Source organism: Kitasatospora sp. NPDC053308 (assembly GCF_055585785.1).
Window position 1 is genome coordinate 876,342 of the sequence record NZ_JBVJJY010000001.1, and the last position, 14,424, is coordinate 890,765.

A 14,424-nucleotide genomic window follows, 5' to 3' on the forward strand; every position below is an offset into this window, starting at 1 on the left:
TCCTGCGGTCAGTGGTGGCTGGTGGAGAGGAGGGTGATCAAGGGGGCCAGGCCGAGGGCACCGACCAGGGCGGAGGCGAACGGCACCCGCACGAGGATCAAGATGGTGAGGCCGGGGAAGCCGCGGACCTCGGAGACCCGGACGTGGCCCCACCCGCGCATGCGCAGGTCGACGAGCCAGGCGCCGGCCGCAGCGAGCGCGGCGACGGTCAGGGGCACGCGGGCGGCCAGCTGGACGGCGCCCATCTGGTAGCCGAGTACGGCGGAGGTGGTGGTGAGGATGCACCAGCGGCGGAACCGGCGGGCGCGCTCGGACTGGGGCTGACGCCACAGCACGGAAGCCCGGCGCTGCTCGACGAGCTGCTCGGCGCGGTGGCGGTCCTCGCGCTCGTCGGGGGTCTCCCCCTGCTCCCGGTACTTCTCCTCACGGTCCCTGCGGGCGCGTTCGGCCTGCTCCTCGGGCGTCTGACTGATCAGCAGGCGCAGGCTCTCGGCCACGGTCTGCAGGTCGTACCGCTCCTGGCCGGCCTCGACGGTGGCCTCGGGCTGGTCCTGGTCGTCGTCCTCGACGGCCTGGTCCTCGACCTCGTCGGCGGGACCGGTCGGCTCGGTCTTGCGGAGGCTGACCGGCTCGGGAGCCGGCTGGCTCCACGGGCCGCTCTTGCTCCACCACTTGGCGCCGGGAGGGCCACCGACGGTCGGTGGAACGGTAGGGGGAGGGGGGACGGTCATCGGTTCTCCTCCCGCCGGAGGAGCCACACGGCGATGCCGGCGCCGACCGCGAGGATCGGGTAGAGCAGGCTCAGGAGCCAGTCCATGGTCAGTTCTCCGAGTAGGGGCCCGGCCGGGGAGGCCAGGGCCGGGGAGTGTCAGGAGGAGCGCCACCAGGCGCGGACGGGGTTGGCCTCCAGGGCCGTGGTGCGGCGGGTCTTGGCGTCCATGGCGGCGTGGCCGGCGCGGTCCGCGTCGCGGACCGCCTTGGCCCTGCGCTGCTGACCGGACCGGGTGTCGGCGGCCTTCTTGCCGAAGCCGAGCATCAGTCGCTCCTCCGCCCGATCAGGCCGGTCAGGACGAACGGCTGGCCCTCGACCACGCACATCGCGCGGAACTCGGAGGGGAAGGCCCCGTCGGCGGAGGCGTCGGTGACGGCCACGCGGCTGCACCACGACTCGCGGAGCAGGCCGCTGACGACGTCGAGCGGCACCGGGGCGGCGGCCCGGTAGGCGATGCCGTCGCGGCGGACGAGGCCGACCAGCGGGAGGGTGGTGATCGGCTTCACTTCGCACCGCCGTTCTTGCCGACCTGGACGGTCAGCATGCGGTCGGCGCCGGCGGCGGCGCGGGCGCGGTCCTCGGGGGTGATCGGGGGGATGAGCGGTGCGATCATGGTCAGGGCCATGACAGAGGTCTCCTTGCTGAGATTCAGCCGAGCTGAGTGGGGAGAGATCAGGCCGCGAGGGCGGGGCGCTCGGCGGCGCGCAGTTCCTGGTAGCGGTTGGCGATCCAGCCGGCGGACCAGCCGGTCAGCTCGACCGCCCGGCGCTGCGGAACGCGGGCCACGACGCAGTCCTGGACGGTGAGGCGGGCCTGCTCCTCGGGCAGGCGCTCGTCCACGGCGGGTGCGGCGAGGAGTTCCTGGCGGAGCTGCTCAATGGCTTGCTCGGCGGTCTGCTCACGCTCGCGCTCAAGGCGCTCACGCTCGCTCACCTCGCGCTCACGACGTTCGCGGTCGGCCCGCTCGGCGTCCTGCCGGCGCTGCCGTTCGTCTCGGTCGGCGGCCTCCCGGCGGGCCTGCTCGTCCCGCTTCTCGCGGGCCATGCGCTCCTCGTGCTCACGCTGCTTGTCGGCCATCCGCTCCTCGTGCTCACGGCGCTCACGCTCGACCCTGTCGGCCCGCTCGTACTCGGCCAACCGGTCCTCGCGCTCCCGCCGCCGGCGCTCCTCCTGGAGGCGCTCGCGCTCGGCCCGCTCATCGCGCTCACCGGCCGCTCGCGCGGCCAGCGCGGCGGCGATCGCCCGCCGGTAGGCCAACGAGGTCTCCGTCGTGACGATCAGCAGCAGCGGCGCCACCGCGTGGACCGCCACCCCGACCGCGTCGTGATCCAACGCGCTCTGACCCACGTTGAGCAGCACCGTCATCGCGCCGGTCATCCAGCGCAGCATGACCGGCCACCGGCCGCCGTCGCCGTCCAAGTAGGCGAGCGTGCTGTCCATCCGGACCACGATCACCACCGCCGCGTCCACGACCAGCGGCAGGATCGGCGCCGTCCACTGCCACCCCTTGGGGGTGTGTCCGGACATCAGCGGGGTCACCGTGAGCATGCTGTAGAGGACCGCGCCCAGGGTGATCGTCCACGTCCCCACGGCCAACGCCTTCTCGGCCGAGCGGATCTGCTCCAGGTTCGTCGGCGCCCTCACCGCGAGCACCGTCCGGCGCCCGGTGAGCGCGTCGTGAGCGACGGGTGAGCGGCCGTGAGCGTGCAGTCCGTCATCACGCGGCCACCCGCCCGACGTGGGCGGTGCGGCGGATCACCGAGGGGCGCTGCAGCGGCACCGGCGCCATGCTCAGCAGCCGCTCCGCGTGAGCGGCCAGCTCCGGGTCCTCTCGCTGCAGGTCCGTGAGGACAGCCAGCGCCGCGTCCATCCGGGCGTGGTACTCCGGGGCCGACTCGCCGGGCACCCCGGCGAACAGCTCCTCGTCCACGCCCAACGCCAGCTCTGCGAACTCCCTGGAGTCCATGGCGTGTTGACCTGCAACAATCGACTTCACGGGTCTACCTCTTCCAGTGGGAGGTGAGCCCCAGGGGCCGCCGCGCGCCCGGCCAAGGAAAGCGCGGCGGCCCCGAGCTCGGGGCCGGCTACTCGCCACGAGCAGCCATGGCCGCCGATCCGCCGCAGACTGCGCGGATCGGGGACCAAAGACACTCGTTCGCTGAGATCGCGCCAGTCCGGCGCCGAGGAGTCGGCGGCGAACTGGCGGGGGTGCGTCTTTCAAGGCAGACGCAGACCTTTCGGTCCATGCCATCCGTCTGACAAGGCGCGGTGACCTCGGCCCGATCTGTCCCGGGCCCCTTCGCCTATCCCATAGGCGCATTTGTGCAGCTCAGAGCAGCCCAAAGAAGGCCCCTCCGTGTCGCCCCTGTCTCACTTGGTGCGATACGCACAACATAGGCAACCTGCTTAGGCAGGTCAAGAGAGTTGGGTTTCTCGCGCCTGTTGGGCACCTCCCCTAGCATTGGTCCATGGCCTTGGACCCGGATGACTCTCGCCCCCCGTATCAGCAGGTCGGCAGCTCTCTGCGGGCCTCGATCCTCACGAAGAAGCCAGGCTTCGAAGCCGGAGACAAGCTCCCGTCCGGCCCCGAGCTGGCGAAGCACTTCGGCGTGGCGCGTGGCACGGTGGACAAGGCGCTCGACCTGCTCCGCACCGAGGGACTGATCGTCACCCGGCAGGGGAGCGGCTCCTTCGTGCGGGAGCGCACCTCGCGGCCGGTCGGGCTGCGGCCTCACCTCGAAGCGGCCTTCGAGCAGCAGCAGGTGACCCTCGACTTCGCCGGGTTCTCCAGCGAGACGCTGCACAACGCGCTGCAGGAGCCGCTCGACAAGGTCCGCTCCGGCCGGCTGGCGCCGGAGTCCATCACGGTCCGCCTGCTGCTGCCGGACACCACGGCGCCGATGGCGGTGCCGGTCTTGGTCGACGGGCTCCAGGACGAGGCCGCCCTCCGAGAGCGCGCCCGCAACATCGCGCTGACGAACGCCGGCGGGATCGCGCACTCGGTGGAGATGCTGGCGGAGCTGGGCCTGGTCCAGAAGGCGAGCGTCCAGGTCAGGGTTCACCGGGCGTCCAGCCTGTTCAAGCTGTACATCCTGAACGGTACGGAGGCCTTCTTCGGCTTCTACCCGCTCCGCGAGCGCACCATGACGATCGACGACGCCGCCCACACCTTCTACGACGTCACCGGCAAGGACACCACCCTGTTCCACCACGCCGCCGGCCCGGATGACGCCTCGCTCGGCTCGCAGTACGTGCAGCAGGCCCAGATGTGGTTCGACAGCGTGTGGAGCACGATCGCCTACGAGCGGCAGCCATGACCCCCAGCCCCCAGCAACTCGCCGACGTGCTGCGGCCGGTGAAGCACATCCTCCTCGACTTCGACGGCCCGGTGTGCTCGGTCTTCGCCGGCCTCCCCGCCCCGGAGGTTGCGCGCCGACTCCGTGAGGGCCTGGTCGCCGCCGGCGAGCAGGCCCCGGCCGGGGCGGAGGAGGAGAACGACCCGCTCGCCCTGCTCCGGCTGATCTCGGACGCCCGGCCCGATCTGACGGAGAGCACGGACGCCGCGCTGGCCGCGCTGGAGACCGAAGTCGTTCGGGCCGCCCGCCCGACCCTCGGCGGAGAATCGGTTCTCCATGCTTGTGTCCGCTCCGGTCGGCTGGTCTCGATCGTCAGCAACAACGCCGGCACGGCCATCGAGGCCTACCTCGCCGAGCACGGTCTCAGCGACTACGTGGCTGGCGTCTTCGGCCGCGCCCCGGGCGACCCCTCGTCCATGAAGCCGAACCCGCGCCTGCTGCTCGAAGCGATGGAAGCCGCGGGTGCTGGGCCGGAGCACTGCATCTTCGTCGGTGACGCGGCCCGTGACGTCGAGGCTGGGACGGCTGCCGGAGTTTCGACGATCGGCTACGCCAACAAGCCAGGAAAGGACATCAGGTTGACTGCCGCCGGCGCAGTGGTGGTAGTGGAATCGATGGGGCTCATCGCCGATGCCCTCGCCTGATCTGGCGATGTCGCTCGTCCTTTGCCCGACCCCTCAAGTGAGGCAGTCAAGTCTGGATCGGGTGAAAGATTTGCCTGCTTGGAGACTTGATCGAGTGTTCGCGGGCGGGCCCTTCGGGCCGCTTGCGCCCATGCTAGACCGCCGGGAGTAGAGCATCTGCTCGACTGGCCGCAGGGCCTAGATCTAGTGGCTACAGTCCTCACCGTGCCCACTATTAGTGGTCACGCCGCATGATCAGCTTGCCGTGGGTGGGGTGCGCGATCGTAAACTCGACCTGACGCAAGCGCAGAGGACCTCCGTGGTCACCAGAGTCGGACGGATCGTCATTTCCGTGCCCTGGCGGCTTGAACGGCCGCCACCCCTGGCCAGTGGAGGTCATCTTGTCCCGCTCGCGTCGTTCCCGCCGTCGGAAGACGGCACGCACCGCCCCGGTCACCAAGCGCATGTCCCGCAAGATGCCTCGGCTCGCTCCGACGACCGTCACCCTGCTCGTGCAGATCGTGGTGGCCGTGATCGCAGCCGCGTTTGGCGTTGACACCCACATGGGGCCCGGCCCCATGTAGCAGGACCAGGCCCCACGTGACTGGTTGAAGAAGGTCGTCCGGCTTGCCCTAGGAAAGTGGGCCGGGCGACTTTCTCGCGCTGGACCTCGGATCTGAAGGCGGGCCCACCCTCACTGTAAGGGAGGTCGGCGCCTGGTGCCTAACCTGTCACCGAGCCGATCTTCAGCATCTTGATGTTGCTGTGAGCGGCCCGCAAGCTTCCTTCAAGGACTGGGCGTTGAGACGTTCTGCGGCCTCTCGGCTGGTCGCGATCTTGGCGGAGGAAATGATGCATTTCCAGTAACCGACGGGAAGATCAATACCACATCAAACACATCAATCCTGGTATCGTCGATCGAAGCGCAACGCTTGACAGCGTGAAAGCACAAGCGGATGCGCAGAGAAGGGCCCGCCCCGGCTGGTGGTATGAACACCAGGGGTTCCGAGACGGACCCTCCGTACCTACGGTGTGGCTCCACGGTTGCACTGGTGATGGCTCAGCCGTTGGCGCGGCTGGGCCATCGTGCTGAGCAGCTAGTTCAGGAGGTCCTGGAGCAGCTGCCAGATGTCGTACGCCACCTTCACTGCCCGCCAGGCGGCAAGCAGTTGGCGCACCCCATCCCTGCGGAGCCATCCCGCGTTCTTCGGCTTCGCCTCCGGGTCCTCATCGGCCGGCTGCTGCTGATCGAGCGCGGTCATGCTCCACCCCTTCCCGCCATCCCTGGACCGCGCCTTGCGGTCGGGATCGCGACGTCCGGCCAGGCGGGCGCCGTGATTCCGACCGCACCTTGCAGTCGAGAATCCTGACGGCTGCTCACACATCCGTCAGTGAAGGGGTTTCGCAGCTCTTTCAGGGTAGATGCATGACCGGGCCCCGGGCGAATTCGTCCGGGGCCCTGACACCCCTGGCGTGTCAACCTGAACTGACCGGCAGCTGCACCGCGACCTGCCGAGGTGCAGCTGATGCGTCCTCCGTCCAGCCGACATATATGGGGCCAATTTGGGCTACGTCCCGGCTCGGGACAGCCCACATGATCTGATTCAGTGCGTACGCCAGCAACGGCGTGCAGCGCAGGATGGGACTCGGCCGCAGTAGGGAGGTCCCATGGGGACCTGGATGCGGGGGAGTTCTTCCCGAGGTCGGGCATGCTCGGTAGGTTCTGGGCGGTGATTACTCAGATCGTCACGCTGGTGGGCGTCCTGCTGGGGGCGCTCACCTCGTTCGTGGCCACCGGGTGGGCGGAGCGGGTCAAGCACCGGCGGCTGATGGCCTCGCGGTGGGATGAGCGGAAGCTCGACACCTACGTGCAGTACGCGACCTGCGTGAAGGAGATCGACTCGGTCGCCAAGCGGGCCAGGCAGGCCGAGGCGGGGTCGACGGCGCGGGCGGAGTCCCTGGCGACGATGGAGCGCGCGGAGATCCAGCGGTCGGCGCTCTTCGAGACGCTCGTCCTGCTCGCCAGTCCGGCCGCGGTGGAGGCGGCGAGGGCGGTGAACGTCGTGCTGTGGGAGTCCGAGATAGCCGCCCGCGAGCACACCGAGGTGTCGAATGGGGCGGCCCTGATCGAGTTGCTCAACGCCTACCACGCGCAGGCCCGGCTCGACCTCGGTGTCGGCGGTCCGGCCGGCGGGGCGTGAGCTGAAACACAGAGGGGCCGCGTCGGGCGGTGGAGATCGCTGCCCGACGCGGCCCGTCAGGTGCTTGTCGAGGTGGGGTGGCAGGGGGCTGTCGAGACCATGATCCGGACCGGTGGCGGACCAGATCCGGTCCGTGATCAAGAGTTGCCTGGTCAGAACGTCCCTGGTCAGCGGCCTGTAAATCTGTCGCGCAAGCTACGCAGGTTCGAACCCTGCACCAGCCACAGGATAGAGAACAGGCCCTGATCTGCGGAAACGCGGATCAGGGCCTGTTTTGTTTTCCCCGGCGCGGACGGGTGGAGTTATTGCGCATCGCTTGCAATTACTCGGGGCAGGCAGCAGAGTGGGGGCCGGGGGTGGGAGTCCTTCGACTGAGCTGATCGTCTTCCCAACCGGCGCCCGCCGGGACAACGGCTCGCCCACCCCCGCCAACAGCCCCCGTACGCCGTCGGCCGCGCGTCAAGAGCGCGTCAAGGCCGCTGGTGGCCGCGTCAGGAACGCGTAGGGGCCGGGGAGGGCCGGGAGCGCGGACCGCAGGATCGGAGCAACTACCGACCGCGGAGGTTCCGTCCGATGTCCAGCGCCATCACCACCCCGGCCGTCACGGCCGAACCCGAGCCGCCCGATACCGGCGCGGGGGACGAGCGGCACCGGCTGAGCGTGTTCGGCGGGCTGGCGGCACTGTCGTTGGACGCGATGGCCTCGGTCGCGTACGGGCCGGAGTCGATCGTCCTGGTGCTGGCGGCCGCCGGCGGGTACGGGCTGGGTTTCACGCTGCCGGTCACCGCGGCGATCGCCGTCCTGCTGGCGGTGCTGGTCGCCTCCTACCGGCAGGTGATCGCGGCGTTCCCGGACGGCGGCGGATCCTACGCGGTCGCCAAGGCGCATCTCGGCCGGCGGACGGCGCTGACCGCGGCCGCCTCGCTGGTGATCGACTACGTGCTGAACGTCGCGGTCTCGGTCACCGCCGGCGTGGCCGCGCTGACCTCGGCCGTGCCGGGCCTGTACGGCCAGCGGGTCTGGCTCTGCCTGGGCGTGCTCGCGCTGGTGACCCTGGTGAACCTGCGGGGGATAGCCGAGTCGGCGCGGTGGTTCATGGCGCCGACGGCCGTCTTCGTGCTCTCGATCCTGGCGATCATCGTGGTCGGCCTGTTCCGGGACGCCCCGGCCGACACCGCGGCCGCCGCCGGGCACGCCTCGGCGCTCGCCGAGAACGCCACCGCCGTGGGCGCGCTGCTGCTGCTCAAGGCCTTCGCGGCCGGGTGCTCCGCGCTGACCGGGGTGGAGGCGGTGGCGAACGCCGTCCCCTCCTTCCGCACCCCGAGGGTGAAGCGCGCGCAGCACACCGAAGTCGCGCTCGGCGCGCTGCTCGGCGTGATGCTGATCGGACTGGCGGTGCTGATCGGGCGCTTCCACCTCCAGCCGGTCGAGGGCGTCACCGTGCTCGCCCAGCTCGCCGACGCCTCGCTCGGCCACGGCGCCGGCTTCTACGTCGTCCAGTGCGCCACCGTGGTCCTGCTCGGCCTGGCCGCCAACACCTCCTTCGGCGGCCTGCCGGTGCTGATGGACCTGCTCGCCCGGGACAACCACCTCCCGCACGTGTTCGCGCTGCGCGCCGACCGCCAGGTGTACCGCTACGGCGTGCTGTTCCTGGCCGCGGTGTCGGCGGCGCTGCTGGTCGGCTCCGGCGGGGACGTCAACAGCCTGGTGCCGCTGTTCTCGATCGGCGTGTTCGTCGGCTTCACGGTCTGCCAGGTCGGCATGGTCCGGCACTGGTTCCTGCGCCGCCCGGACGGCTGGCGGTGGAAGGCCGCGCTGAACGGCTTCGGCGCGCTGCTCACCGGTGCGGCCGCGCTGGTCGTCACCGGCACCAAGTTCACCGAGGGCGCCTGGGGCATCGTGGTCGCGCTGCCGCTGCTGGTGGTGCTGTTCGAGGCGGTCCACCGCAGCTACGCGCGGATCGGCGAGCGGCTGGAGCTGGGCCGGGTGCCCGGCCCGGTGACCCGGCAGCGGAGCCTGGTGGTCGTCCCGGTGACGGCGATCACCCGGCTCACCCGGGACGGCCTGTCGGCGGCGCTCTCGCTCGGCGACGAGGTCATGGCGGTCACCGTGGTGCACGAGCCGACCGCCGCGGAGGCGCTGCGCCGGGACTGGGAGCTGTGGCGGCCGGGCGTCCCGCTGGTGGAGATCCCGGACGGCCACCGGCGGCTGGGACGGCCCATCGCCGACTTCGTCGACGAGCTCGGGTCGGAGCACGCCTACGACCGGCTGACCGTGCTGATCCCCGAGGTGGAGCCCGCCCGCTGGTGGCAGCGGGCACTGCAGAACCGGCGCGGCGCCGTGATCGACCGCGCCCTGCGGCGGCACACCGACGCGGTGGTCTGCCGGCTGCGGATGCGGATGTGACGCGGGGAGGCGACCGGCCGGCGCGGGGGTGACGCACCGCGGGTGGTCAGCGGAGGTGACTCAGCGCGGGTGACCAGCGCGGCTGACCAGGGGGGGGACCCGGGCCGACGGCGGCCCCGGACGGCAGGCTGCCGCCCGGGGCCGCCGACCCGCTTCTCCACCCGTTCGCGTCAAGGTCGCGTCAACGCGGAGCCGTCACCCGTATGGAGGGCGTCAGGGGCCCGATAACGCGCCCCTGACGGCTGGTTTGCTGCATCTGCCGGTCTTCCGCCGGTGCCGCGCGAGCCCCTCGGCCCGGGCGCGGCATCTCCCGAACCACGCTGGTGGAGCCCATGTCCGATCTCATCTACGTCGGTGTCACGGTCGCCGTGTTCGCCGTCATCGCCCTGGTCGCGCGGGGGGTGGAGAAGCTGTGAGCGCGGAGAACGTCGCAGGTCTGATCGTGGCCGTCGCGCTGGTCGGCTATCTCGTCGTGGCGCTGATCTACCCGGAGAAGTTCTGACATGGGTTCCACTCTCGCGGGCTGGCTGCAGGCCCTCGCCCTCGTCGGCGCGCTGGCCTTGTGCTACCGGCCCCTGGGCGACTACATCGCCCGCATTCTGACCACCTCGAAGCACCTGAGAGTCGAGCGCGGCGTCTACAAGGTGATCGGTGTCGACGGTGACGCCGACCAGCGCTGGCCGGTGTACCTGCGCTCGGTGCTGGCCTTCTCGGCCGTCTCCGTCCTCTTCCTGTACGGGCTGATCCGCCTGCAGGGCTACCTGCTGCTGAACCTGGGTGTTCCGCAGATGGAGGGCCACCAGGCCTGGAACACCGCGATCTCGTTCGTCACCAACACCAACTGGCAGTCCTACGGCGGCGAGTCCGCGATGGGCCACCTGGTGCAGATGGCGGGCCTGGCGGTGCAGAACTTCGTCTCCGCGGCCGTCGGCATCGCCGTCGTCGCCGCGCTGATCCGGGGCTTCACCCGCAACCGGACCGACCGGCTGGGCAACTTCTGGGTCGACCTGGTCCGGATCAACCTGCGCCTGCTGCTGCCGATCGCGTTCGTCTTTGCGCTTGTGCTGGTCGCGAACGGTGTGGTGCAGAACTTCCACGGCTTCCACGAGGTGACCGGCCTCGCGGGCGACGTGCAGAGGATCCCGGGCGGTCCGGTGGCCTCGCAGGAGGTCATCAAGGAGCTGGGCACCAACGGTGGCGGGTTCTTCAACGCCAACTCGGCGCACCCGTTCGAGAACCCGACCGGGTTCACGAACTGGCTGGAGATCTTCCTGATCCTGCTGATCCCGTTCGCGCTGCCGCGGGCTTTCGGCCGAATGGTGGGGGACGACCGCCAGGGCTACGCGATCGCCGCGGTGATGGGCCTGTTCTGGGTGGCTTCGGCCGCGCTGATCACGTTCGCGGAGTCGCAGCACTCCGGGAGCGCGCTGCAGGCCGCGGGGGCGGCGATGGAGGGCAAGGAGCAGCGGTTCGGCATCGCGGCGTCGGGGTTGTTCGCGGCTTCGACGACATTGACGTCGACGGGTGCGGTGAACTCCTTCCACGACTCGTTCACGCCGTTCGGCGGCGGGATCACGATCTTCAACATGATGCTGGGCGAGATCGCGCCCGGCGGTGTGGGTTCGGGTCTGTACGGGATGCTCGTGCTGGCGGTCGTGGCGGTGTTCGTGGCGGGGCTGATGGTGGGGCGCACGCCGGAGTACCTGGGCAAGAAGCTCGGCGGCCGGGAGATGAAGTTCGCCTCGCTGTACATCCTGACCACGCCGACGATCGTGCTGGTCGGCACGGGTGTGGCGATGGCGCTGCCGGGTGAGCGGGCCGGGATGCTCAACGCGGGTGCCCACGGCTTCTCCGAGGTGCTGTACGCGTTCACCTCGGCCGCGAACAACAACGGTTCGGCGTTCGGCGGGATCACCGTCAACACGGACTGGTACGACACGGCGCTGGGGCTGGCGATGGTCTTCGGCCGCTTCCTGCCGATCGTCTTCGTGCTGGCGCTGGCCGGCTCGCTCGCCCAGCAGCAGCCGGTGCCGGCCACTCCGGGCACCCTGCCCACCCACAAGCCGCTGTTCGTGGGCCTGCTGTCGGGCGTGATCCTGATCGTCGTCGGCCTCACCTACTTCCCGGCCCTGGCCCTTGGGCCGCTCGCGGAAGGTCTCACCTCCTGATGTCCACCCCCACCCTCAACCCCGCACCGGCCGACCCGACCGACCAGGCCGCCGCCGAGCCCGCCGCGCCGCACAGAGTGTCCAGCGGGCTGCTCGACCCGAAGCTGATCGTCGCGTCCCTGCCGGACGCGGTGAGGAAGCTCGACCCCCGGGTGATGGTCAAGAACCCGGTGATGTTCGTGGTCGAGGTCGGCTCCGTCGTCACCACGGTCTCCGCGGTCGCCAGTCCGTCGGTGTTCGCCTGGGCCATCACCGTGTGGCTGTGGCTGACCACGATCTTCGCCAATCTGGCCGAGGCCGTCGCCGAGGGCCGCGGCAAGGCCCAGGCCGACACCCTGCGCAGGACCAAGACCGAGAGCGTCGCCCGCCGGCTGACGAACTGGCCCGCCACCCAGGACGAGGAGGAGGTGCCCGGCACCGCGCTCCGGCTCGGCGACCACGTGGTGGTCGAGGCCGGACAGGTCATTCCCGGCGACGGTGACGTGGTCGAGGGCGTCGCGTCGGTCGACGAGTCGGCGATCACCGGTGAGTCCGCGCCGGTGATCCGGGAGTCCGGCGGTGACCGCTCCGCGGTGACCGGCGGCACCAAGGTGCTGTCCGACCGGATCGTGGTGAAGATCGCCGCGGAGCCCGGCAAGTCGTTCATCGACCGGATGATCGCCCTGGTCGAGGGCGCCGCCCGGCAGAAGACGCCGAACGAGATCGCGCTCAACATCCTGCTGGCCTCGCTGACCATCGTCTTCCTGGTCGCCGTGGTGACCCTGCAGCCGATGGCCACCTACGCGGGTGCCCCGCAGTCGATGATCGTCCTGGTCGCCCTGATCGTGGCGCTCATCCCGACCACCATCGGCGCGCTGCTGTCCGCGATCGGCATCGCCGGCATGGACCGGCTGGTGCAGCGCAACGTGCTGGCGATGTCCGGGCGCGCCGTCGAGGCCGCGGGCGACGTCAACACCCTGCTGCTGGACAAGACCGGCACCATCACCCTGGGCAACCGCCAGGCCGCCGAGTTCCTCTCGGTGAGCGGAGTCTCCACCGACGAGCTCGCCGGTGCCGCGCAGCTGTCCTCCCTCGCGGACGAGACCCCCGAGGGCCGCTCGATCGTGGTCCTGGCCAAGACCGAGTACGGCCTGCGGGCCCGCGCCCAGGGCGAGTTGACGCACGCCACCTGGGTGCCGTTCACCGCCCAGACCCGCATGTCGGGTGTCGACCTGGAGGAGGCCGACGGCGTCCACCAGGTCCGCAAGGGCGCCGCCGCAGCCGTGTCCGCCTGGGTCACCGAGAACGGCGGCCGGGTCACCGACGAGGTGTCCACCCTGGTCGACGGGATCTCCGCCGCCGGTGGCACCCCGCTGGTCGTGGCCACCCGGATCGGTGACCTGCCCGCCCGGGTCCTCGGGGTCATCCACCTCAAGGACGTGGTCAAGGAGGGCATGCGGGAGCGCTTCGACGAGCTGCGCCGGATGGGCATCAAGACCATCATGATCACGGGTGACAACCCGCTGACCGCCAAGGCGATCGCGGAGGAGGCGGGCGTGGACGACTTCCTCGCCGAGGCCACCCCCGAGGACAAGATGGCGCTGATCAAGAAGGAGCAGGAGGGCGGCAAGCTGGTCGCGATGACCGGCGACGGCACCAACGACGCCCCCGCGCTCGCCCAGGCCGACGTCGGCGTCGCGATGAACACCGGGACCATGGCGGCCAAGGAGGCCGGCAACATGGTCGACCTGGACTCCAACCCGACCAAGCTGATCGAGATCGTGGAGATCGGCAAGCAGCTGCTGATCACCCGCGGCGCGCTGACCACCTTCTCCATCGCCAACGACGTGGCCAAGTACTTCGCGATCATCCCCGCGATGTTCGCCGGGGTCTACCCGGGCCTGAGCCACCTCAACATCATGGGCCTGCACAGCCCGCAGTCCGCGATCACCTCGGCGATCGTCTTCAACGCCCTGGTCATCATCGGCCTGATCCCGCTCGCCCTGCGCGGCGTGCGCTACCGGCCGTCCGACGCCGGCTCGCTGCTGCGCCGCAACATCGGGATCTACGGGTTCGGCGGCCTGGTGGTGCCGTTCGTCGGCATCAAGCTGATCGACCTGATCGTCCAGTTCGTCCCCGGCCTCAGCTGACGCAGGGGAAAGGAGAGGAACACCATGTCCAAGCCCTTGCCCGCCGCCGTGCGGACCCATCTCACCGCCCTGCGCGTCCTCCTCGTCCTGACCGTCATCCTGGGGGTCGCCTATCCGCTGCTGGTCACCGGCATCTCCCAGGTGGCCTTCAGCGAGAAGGCCGACGGCTCGATCGTGAAGGCCGACGGCAAGGAGATCGGGTCCAGCCTGATCGGCCAGAACTTCAACCTCCCGAAGAAGAACCCCGACGACCCGAAGGAGGAGGCGCAGCCGGACCCGAAGTGGTTCCAGCCCCGACCCTCCGCCGCCGGCACCGGGTACGACGCCTCCTCGTCGGGCGCCTCCAACCAGGGCCCGAACAGCGAGGACCTGCTGAAGGCCGTCAACGACCGCCGCGCCGCCGTCGCCGCGTTCGACGGTGTCGACCCGGCGAGCGTGCCGGCCGACGCGCTGACCGCCTCCGGCTCCGGCCTCGACCCGCACATCTCCACGGCCTACGCCAAGGAGCAGGTCGACCGGGTCGCCAAGGCCCGCAACCTTCCGGTGGAGAAGGTGGCCGCACTGGTCGACACGTACACCGAGAGCCGCTCGCTCGGCTTCCTCGGACAGGAGGGCGTCAACGTCGTCCTGCTCAACAAGGCACTGAGTGAGCAAAAGTGACGCCACGTCAGGCATCCGAGTGATCGGGCCGGCCCGGGGGGGGGGGGGGGGGGGGTGGGGGGGGGGGGGGGAGGGGAGAGAAAAGGGGGGGAAACGGGGGTGAGAGTCT

Annotated in this window: 15 protein-coding genes; 8 read left to right on the forward strand and 7 right to left on the reverse strand. The window is 70.3% G+C overall.

The annotated features are described in order from the left end of the window. Window positions 1–8 precede the first annotated feature (8 nt). The 6 genes from ACZ6Y7_RS04035 to ACZ6Y7_RS04060 all read right to left on the reverse strand — a co-directional run bounded on the left by ACZ6Y7_RS04035 (window position 9) and on the right by ACZ6Y7_RS04060 (window position 2,738). Window positions 9–731, reverse strand: coding sequence for a hypothetical protein (locus tag ACZ6Y7_RS04035; RefSeq protein ID WP_380412786.1), 723 nt, complete (start codon window positions 729–731; stop codon window positions 9–11). Between the two features lie 137 nt (window positions 732–868). Further along, the gene (locus ACZ6Y7_RS04040; protein WP_380412787.1) at window positions 869–1,036 is read right to left on the reverse strand and encodes a hypothetical protein; all 168 of its coding nucleotides are present in this window, start codon (window positions 1,034–1,036) and stop codon (window positions 869–871) included. Further along, window positions 1,036–1,278 carry a hypothetical protein gene (locus tag ACZ6Y7_RS04045; protein ID WP_465756265.1) on the reverse strand — a complete coding sequence of 81 codons (243 nt, stop codon included), beginning with the start codon at window positions 1,276–1,278 and terminating at the stop codon, window positions 1,036–1,038. Before ACZ6Y7_RS04045 ends, ACZ6Y7_RS04040 begins: the two co-directional genes overlap by 1 nt. Continuing rightward, on the reverse strand, window positions 1,275–1,397 hold the full coding sequence (locus ACZ6Y7_RS04050) for a hypothetical protein (RefSeq protein ID WP_465756266.1): 123 nt from the start codon (window positions 1,395–1,397) through the stop codon (window positions 1,275–1,277). The genes ACZ6Y7_RS04045 and ACZ6Y7_RS04050 overlap by 4 nt, the downstream gene beginning before the upstream one ends. A gap of 47 nt (window positions 1,398–1,444) precedes the next feature. Continuing rightward, on the reverse strand, window positions 1,445–2,416 hold the full coding sequence (locus tag ACZ6Y7_RS04055; protein ID WP_465756267.1) for a DUF2637 domain-containing protein: 972 nt from the start codon (window positions 2,414–2,416) through the stop codon (window positions 1,445–1,447). Window positions 2,417–2,489: 73 nt separating this feature from the next. Beyond that, the gene (locus ACZ6Y7_RS04060) at window positions 2,490–2,738 is read right to left on the reverse strand and encodes a hypothetical protein (RefSeq protein ID WP_465756268.1); all 249 of its coding nucleotides are present in this window, start codon (window positions 2,736–2,738) and stop codon (window positions 2,490–2,492) included. Between the two features lie 502 nt (window positions 2,739–3,240). Between ACZ6Y7_RS04060 and ACZ6Y7_RS04065 the strand changes: the two genes are divergently transcribed. Both ACZ6Y7_RS04065 and ACZ6Y7_RS04070 read left to right on the forward strand, forming a co-directional pair. Next, window positions 3,241–4,089 (forward strand): GntR family transcriptional regulator, encoded by an 849-nt coding sequence (locus ACZ6Y7_RS04065; RefSeq protein ID WP_465756269.1) that lies wholly within the window; start codon window positions 3,241–3,243, stop codon window positions 4,087–4,089. Beyond that, window positions 4,086–4,772, forward strand: a complete 687-nt coding sequence (locus tag ACZ6Y7_RS04070; RefSeq protein ID WP_465756270.1) for an HAD family hydrolase — start codon at window positions 4,086–4,088, stop codon at window positions 4,770–4,772. Before ACZ6Y7_RS04065 ends, ACZ6Y7_RS04070 begins: the two co-directional genes overlap by 4 nt. Before the next feature lie 1,076 nt (window positions 4,773–5,848). On the opposite strand, the gene ACZ6Y7_RS04075 is transcribed toward ACZ6Y7_RS04070, so the two are convergent. Further along, window positions 5,849–6,013 (reverse strand): hypothetical protein, encoded by a 165-nt coding sequence (locus ACZ6Y7_RS04075; protein WP_465756271.1) that lies wholly within the window; start codon window positions 6,011–6,013, stop codon window positions 5,849–5,851. Window positions 6,014–6,481: 468 nt separating this feature from the next. Between ACZ6Y7_RS04075 and ACZ6Y7_RS04080 the strand changes: the two genes are divergently transcribed. The 6 genes from ACZ6Y7_RS04080 (at window position 6,482) to kdpC (ending at window position 14,315) form a co-directional block, all read left to right on the forward strand. Then, window positions 6,482–6,952 carry a hypothetical protein gene (locus tag ACZ6Y7_RS04080; RefSeq protein ID WP_465756272.1) on the forward strand — a complete coding sequence of 157 codons (471 nt, stop codon included), beginning with the start codon at window positions 6,482–6,484 and terminating at the stop codon, window positions 6,950–6,952. Window positions 6,953–7,525: 573 nt separating this feature from the next. Further along, window positions 7,526–9,358, forward strand: coding sequence for an APC family permease (locus ACZ6Y7_RS04085; protein ID WP_465756273.1), 1,833 nt, complete (start codon window positions 7,526–7,528; stop codon window positions 9,356–9,358). A 412-nt stretch (window positions 9,359–9,770) separates the two neighbouring features. Next, the gene (gene kdpF / locus ACZ6Y7_RS04090; protein WP_238863773.1) at window positions 9,771–9,860 is read left to right on the forward strand and encodes a K(+)-transporting ATPase subunit F; all 90 of its coding nucleotides are present in this window, start codon (window positions 9,771–9,773) and stop codon (window positions 9,858–9,860) included. 1 nt (window position 9,861) lies between these two features. Then, window positions 9,862–11,526, forward strand: a complete 1,665-nt coding sequence (gene kdpA / locus ACZ6Y7_RS04095; protein ID WP_465756274.1) for a potassium-transporting ATPase subunit KdpA — start codon at window positions 9,862–9,864, stop codon at window positions 11,524–11,526. Then, on the forward strand, window positions 11,526–13,655 hold the full coding sequence (gene kdpB, locus ACZ6Y7_RS04100) for a potassium-transporting ATPase subunit KdpB (RefSeq protein WP_465756275.1): 2,130 nt from the start codon (window positions 11,526–11,528) through the stop codon (window positions 13,653–13,655). The genes kdpA and kdpB overlap by 1 nt, the downstream gene beginning before the upstream one ends. A gap of 24 nt (window positions 13,656–13,679) precedes the next feature. Beyond that, window positions 13,680–14,315 (forward strand): potassium-transporting ATPase subunit KdpC, encoded by a 636-nt coding sequence (gene kdpC, locus ACZ6Y7_RS04105; RefSeq protein ID WP_465756276.1) that lies wholly within the window; start codon window positions 13,680–13,682, stop codon window positions 14,313–14,315. The last annotated feature ends 109 nt before the right edge of the window (window positions 14,316–14,424 follow it).

What these genes read in the sequence shown, in the direction of transcription:
- ACZ6Y7_RS04065 (WP_465756269.1), top strand. Translation starts at nt 3,241, where the DNA reads ATGGCCTTGGACCCGGATGACTCTCGCCCCCCGTATCAGCAGGTCGGC.
- kdpC (WP_465756276.1), top strand. Translation starts at nt 13,680, where the DNA reads ATGTCCAAGCCCTTGCCCGCCGCCGTGCGGACCCATCTCACCGCCCTG.
- ACZ6Y7_RS04060 (WP_465756268.1), bottom strand. Translation starts at nt 2,738, where the DNA reads ATGGACTCCAGGGAGTTCGCAGAGCTGGCGTTGGGCGTGGACGAGGAG.
- kdpA (WP_465756274.1), top strand. Translation starts at nt 9,862, where the DNA reads ATGGGTTCCACTCTCGCGGGCTGGCTGCAGGCCCTCGCCCTCGTCGGC.
- ACZ6Y7_RS04035 (WP_380412786.1), bottom strand. Translation starts at nt 731, where the DNA reads ATGACCGTCCCCCCTCCCCCTACCGTTCCACCGACCGTCGGTGGCCCT.
- ACZ6Y7_RS04085 (WP_465756273.1), top strand. Translation starts at nt 7,526, where the DNA reads ATGTCCAGCGCCATCACCACCCCGGCCGTCACGGCCGAACCCGAGCCG.
- kdpB (WP_465756275.1), top strand. Translation starts at nt 11,526, where the DNA reads ATGTCCACCCCCACCCTCAACCCCGCACCGGCCGACCCGACCGACCAG.
- ACZ6Y7_RS04075 (WP_465756271.1), bottom strand. Translation starts at nt 6,013, where the DNA reads ATGACCGCGCTCGATCAGCAGCAGCCGGCCGATGAGGACCCGGAGGCG.
- ACZ6Y7_RS04050 (WP_465756266.1), bottom strand. Translation starts at nt 1,397, where the DNA reads ATGGCCCTGACCATGATCGCACCGCTCATCCCCCCGATCACCCCCGAG.
- ACZ6Y7_RS04040 (WP_380412787.1), bottom strand. Translation starts at nt 1,036, where the DNA reads ATGCTCGGCTTCGGCAAGAAGGCCGCCGACACCCGGTCCGGTCAGCAG.
- ACZ6Y7_RS04070 (WP_465756270.1), top strand. Translation starts at nt 4,086, where the DNA reads ATGACCCCCAGCCCCCAGCAACTCGCCGACGTGCTGCGGCCGGTGAAG.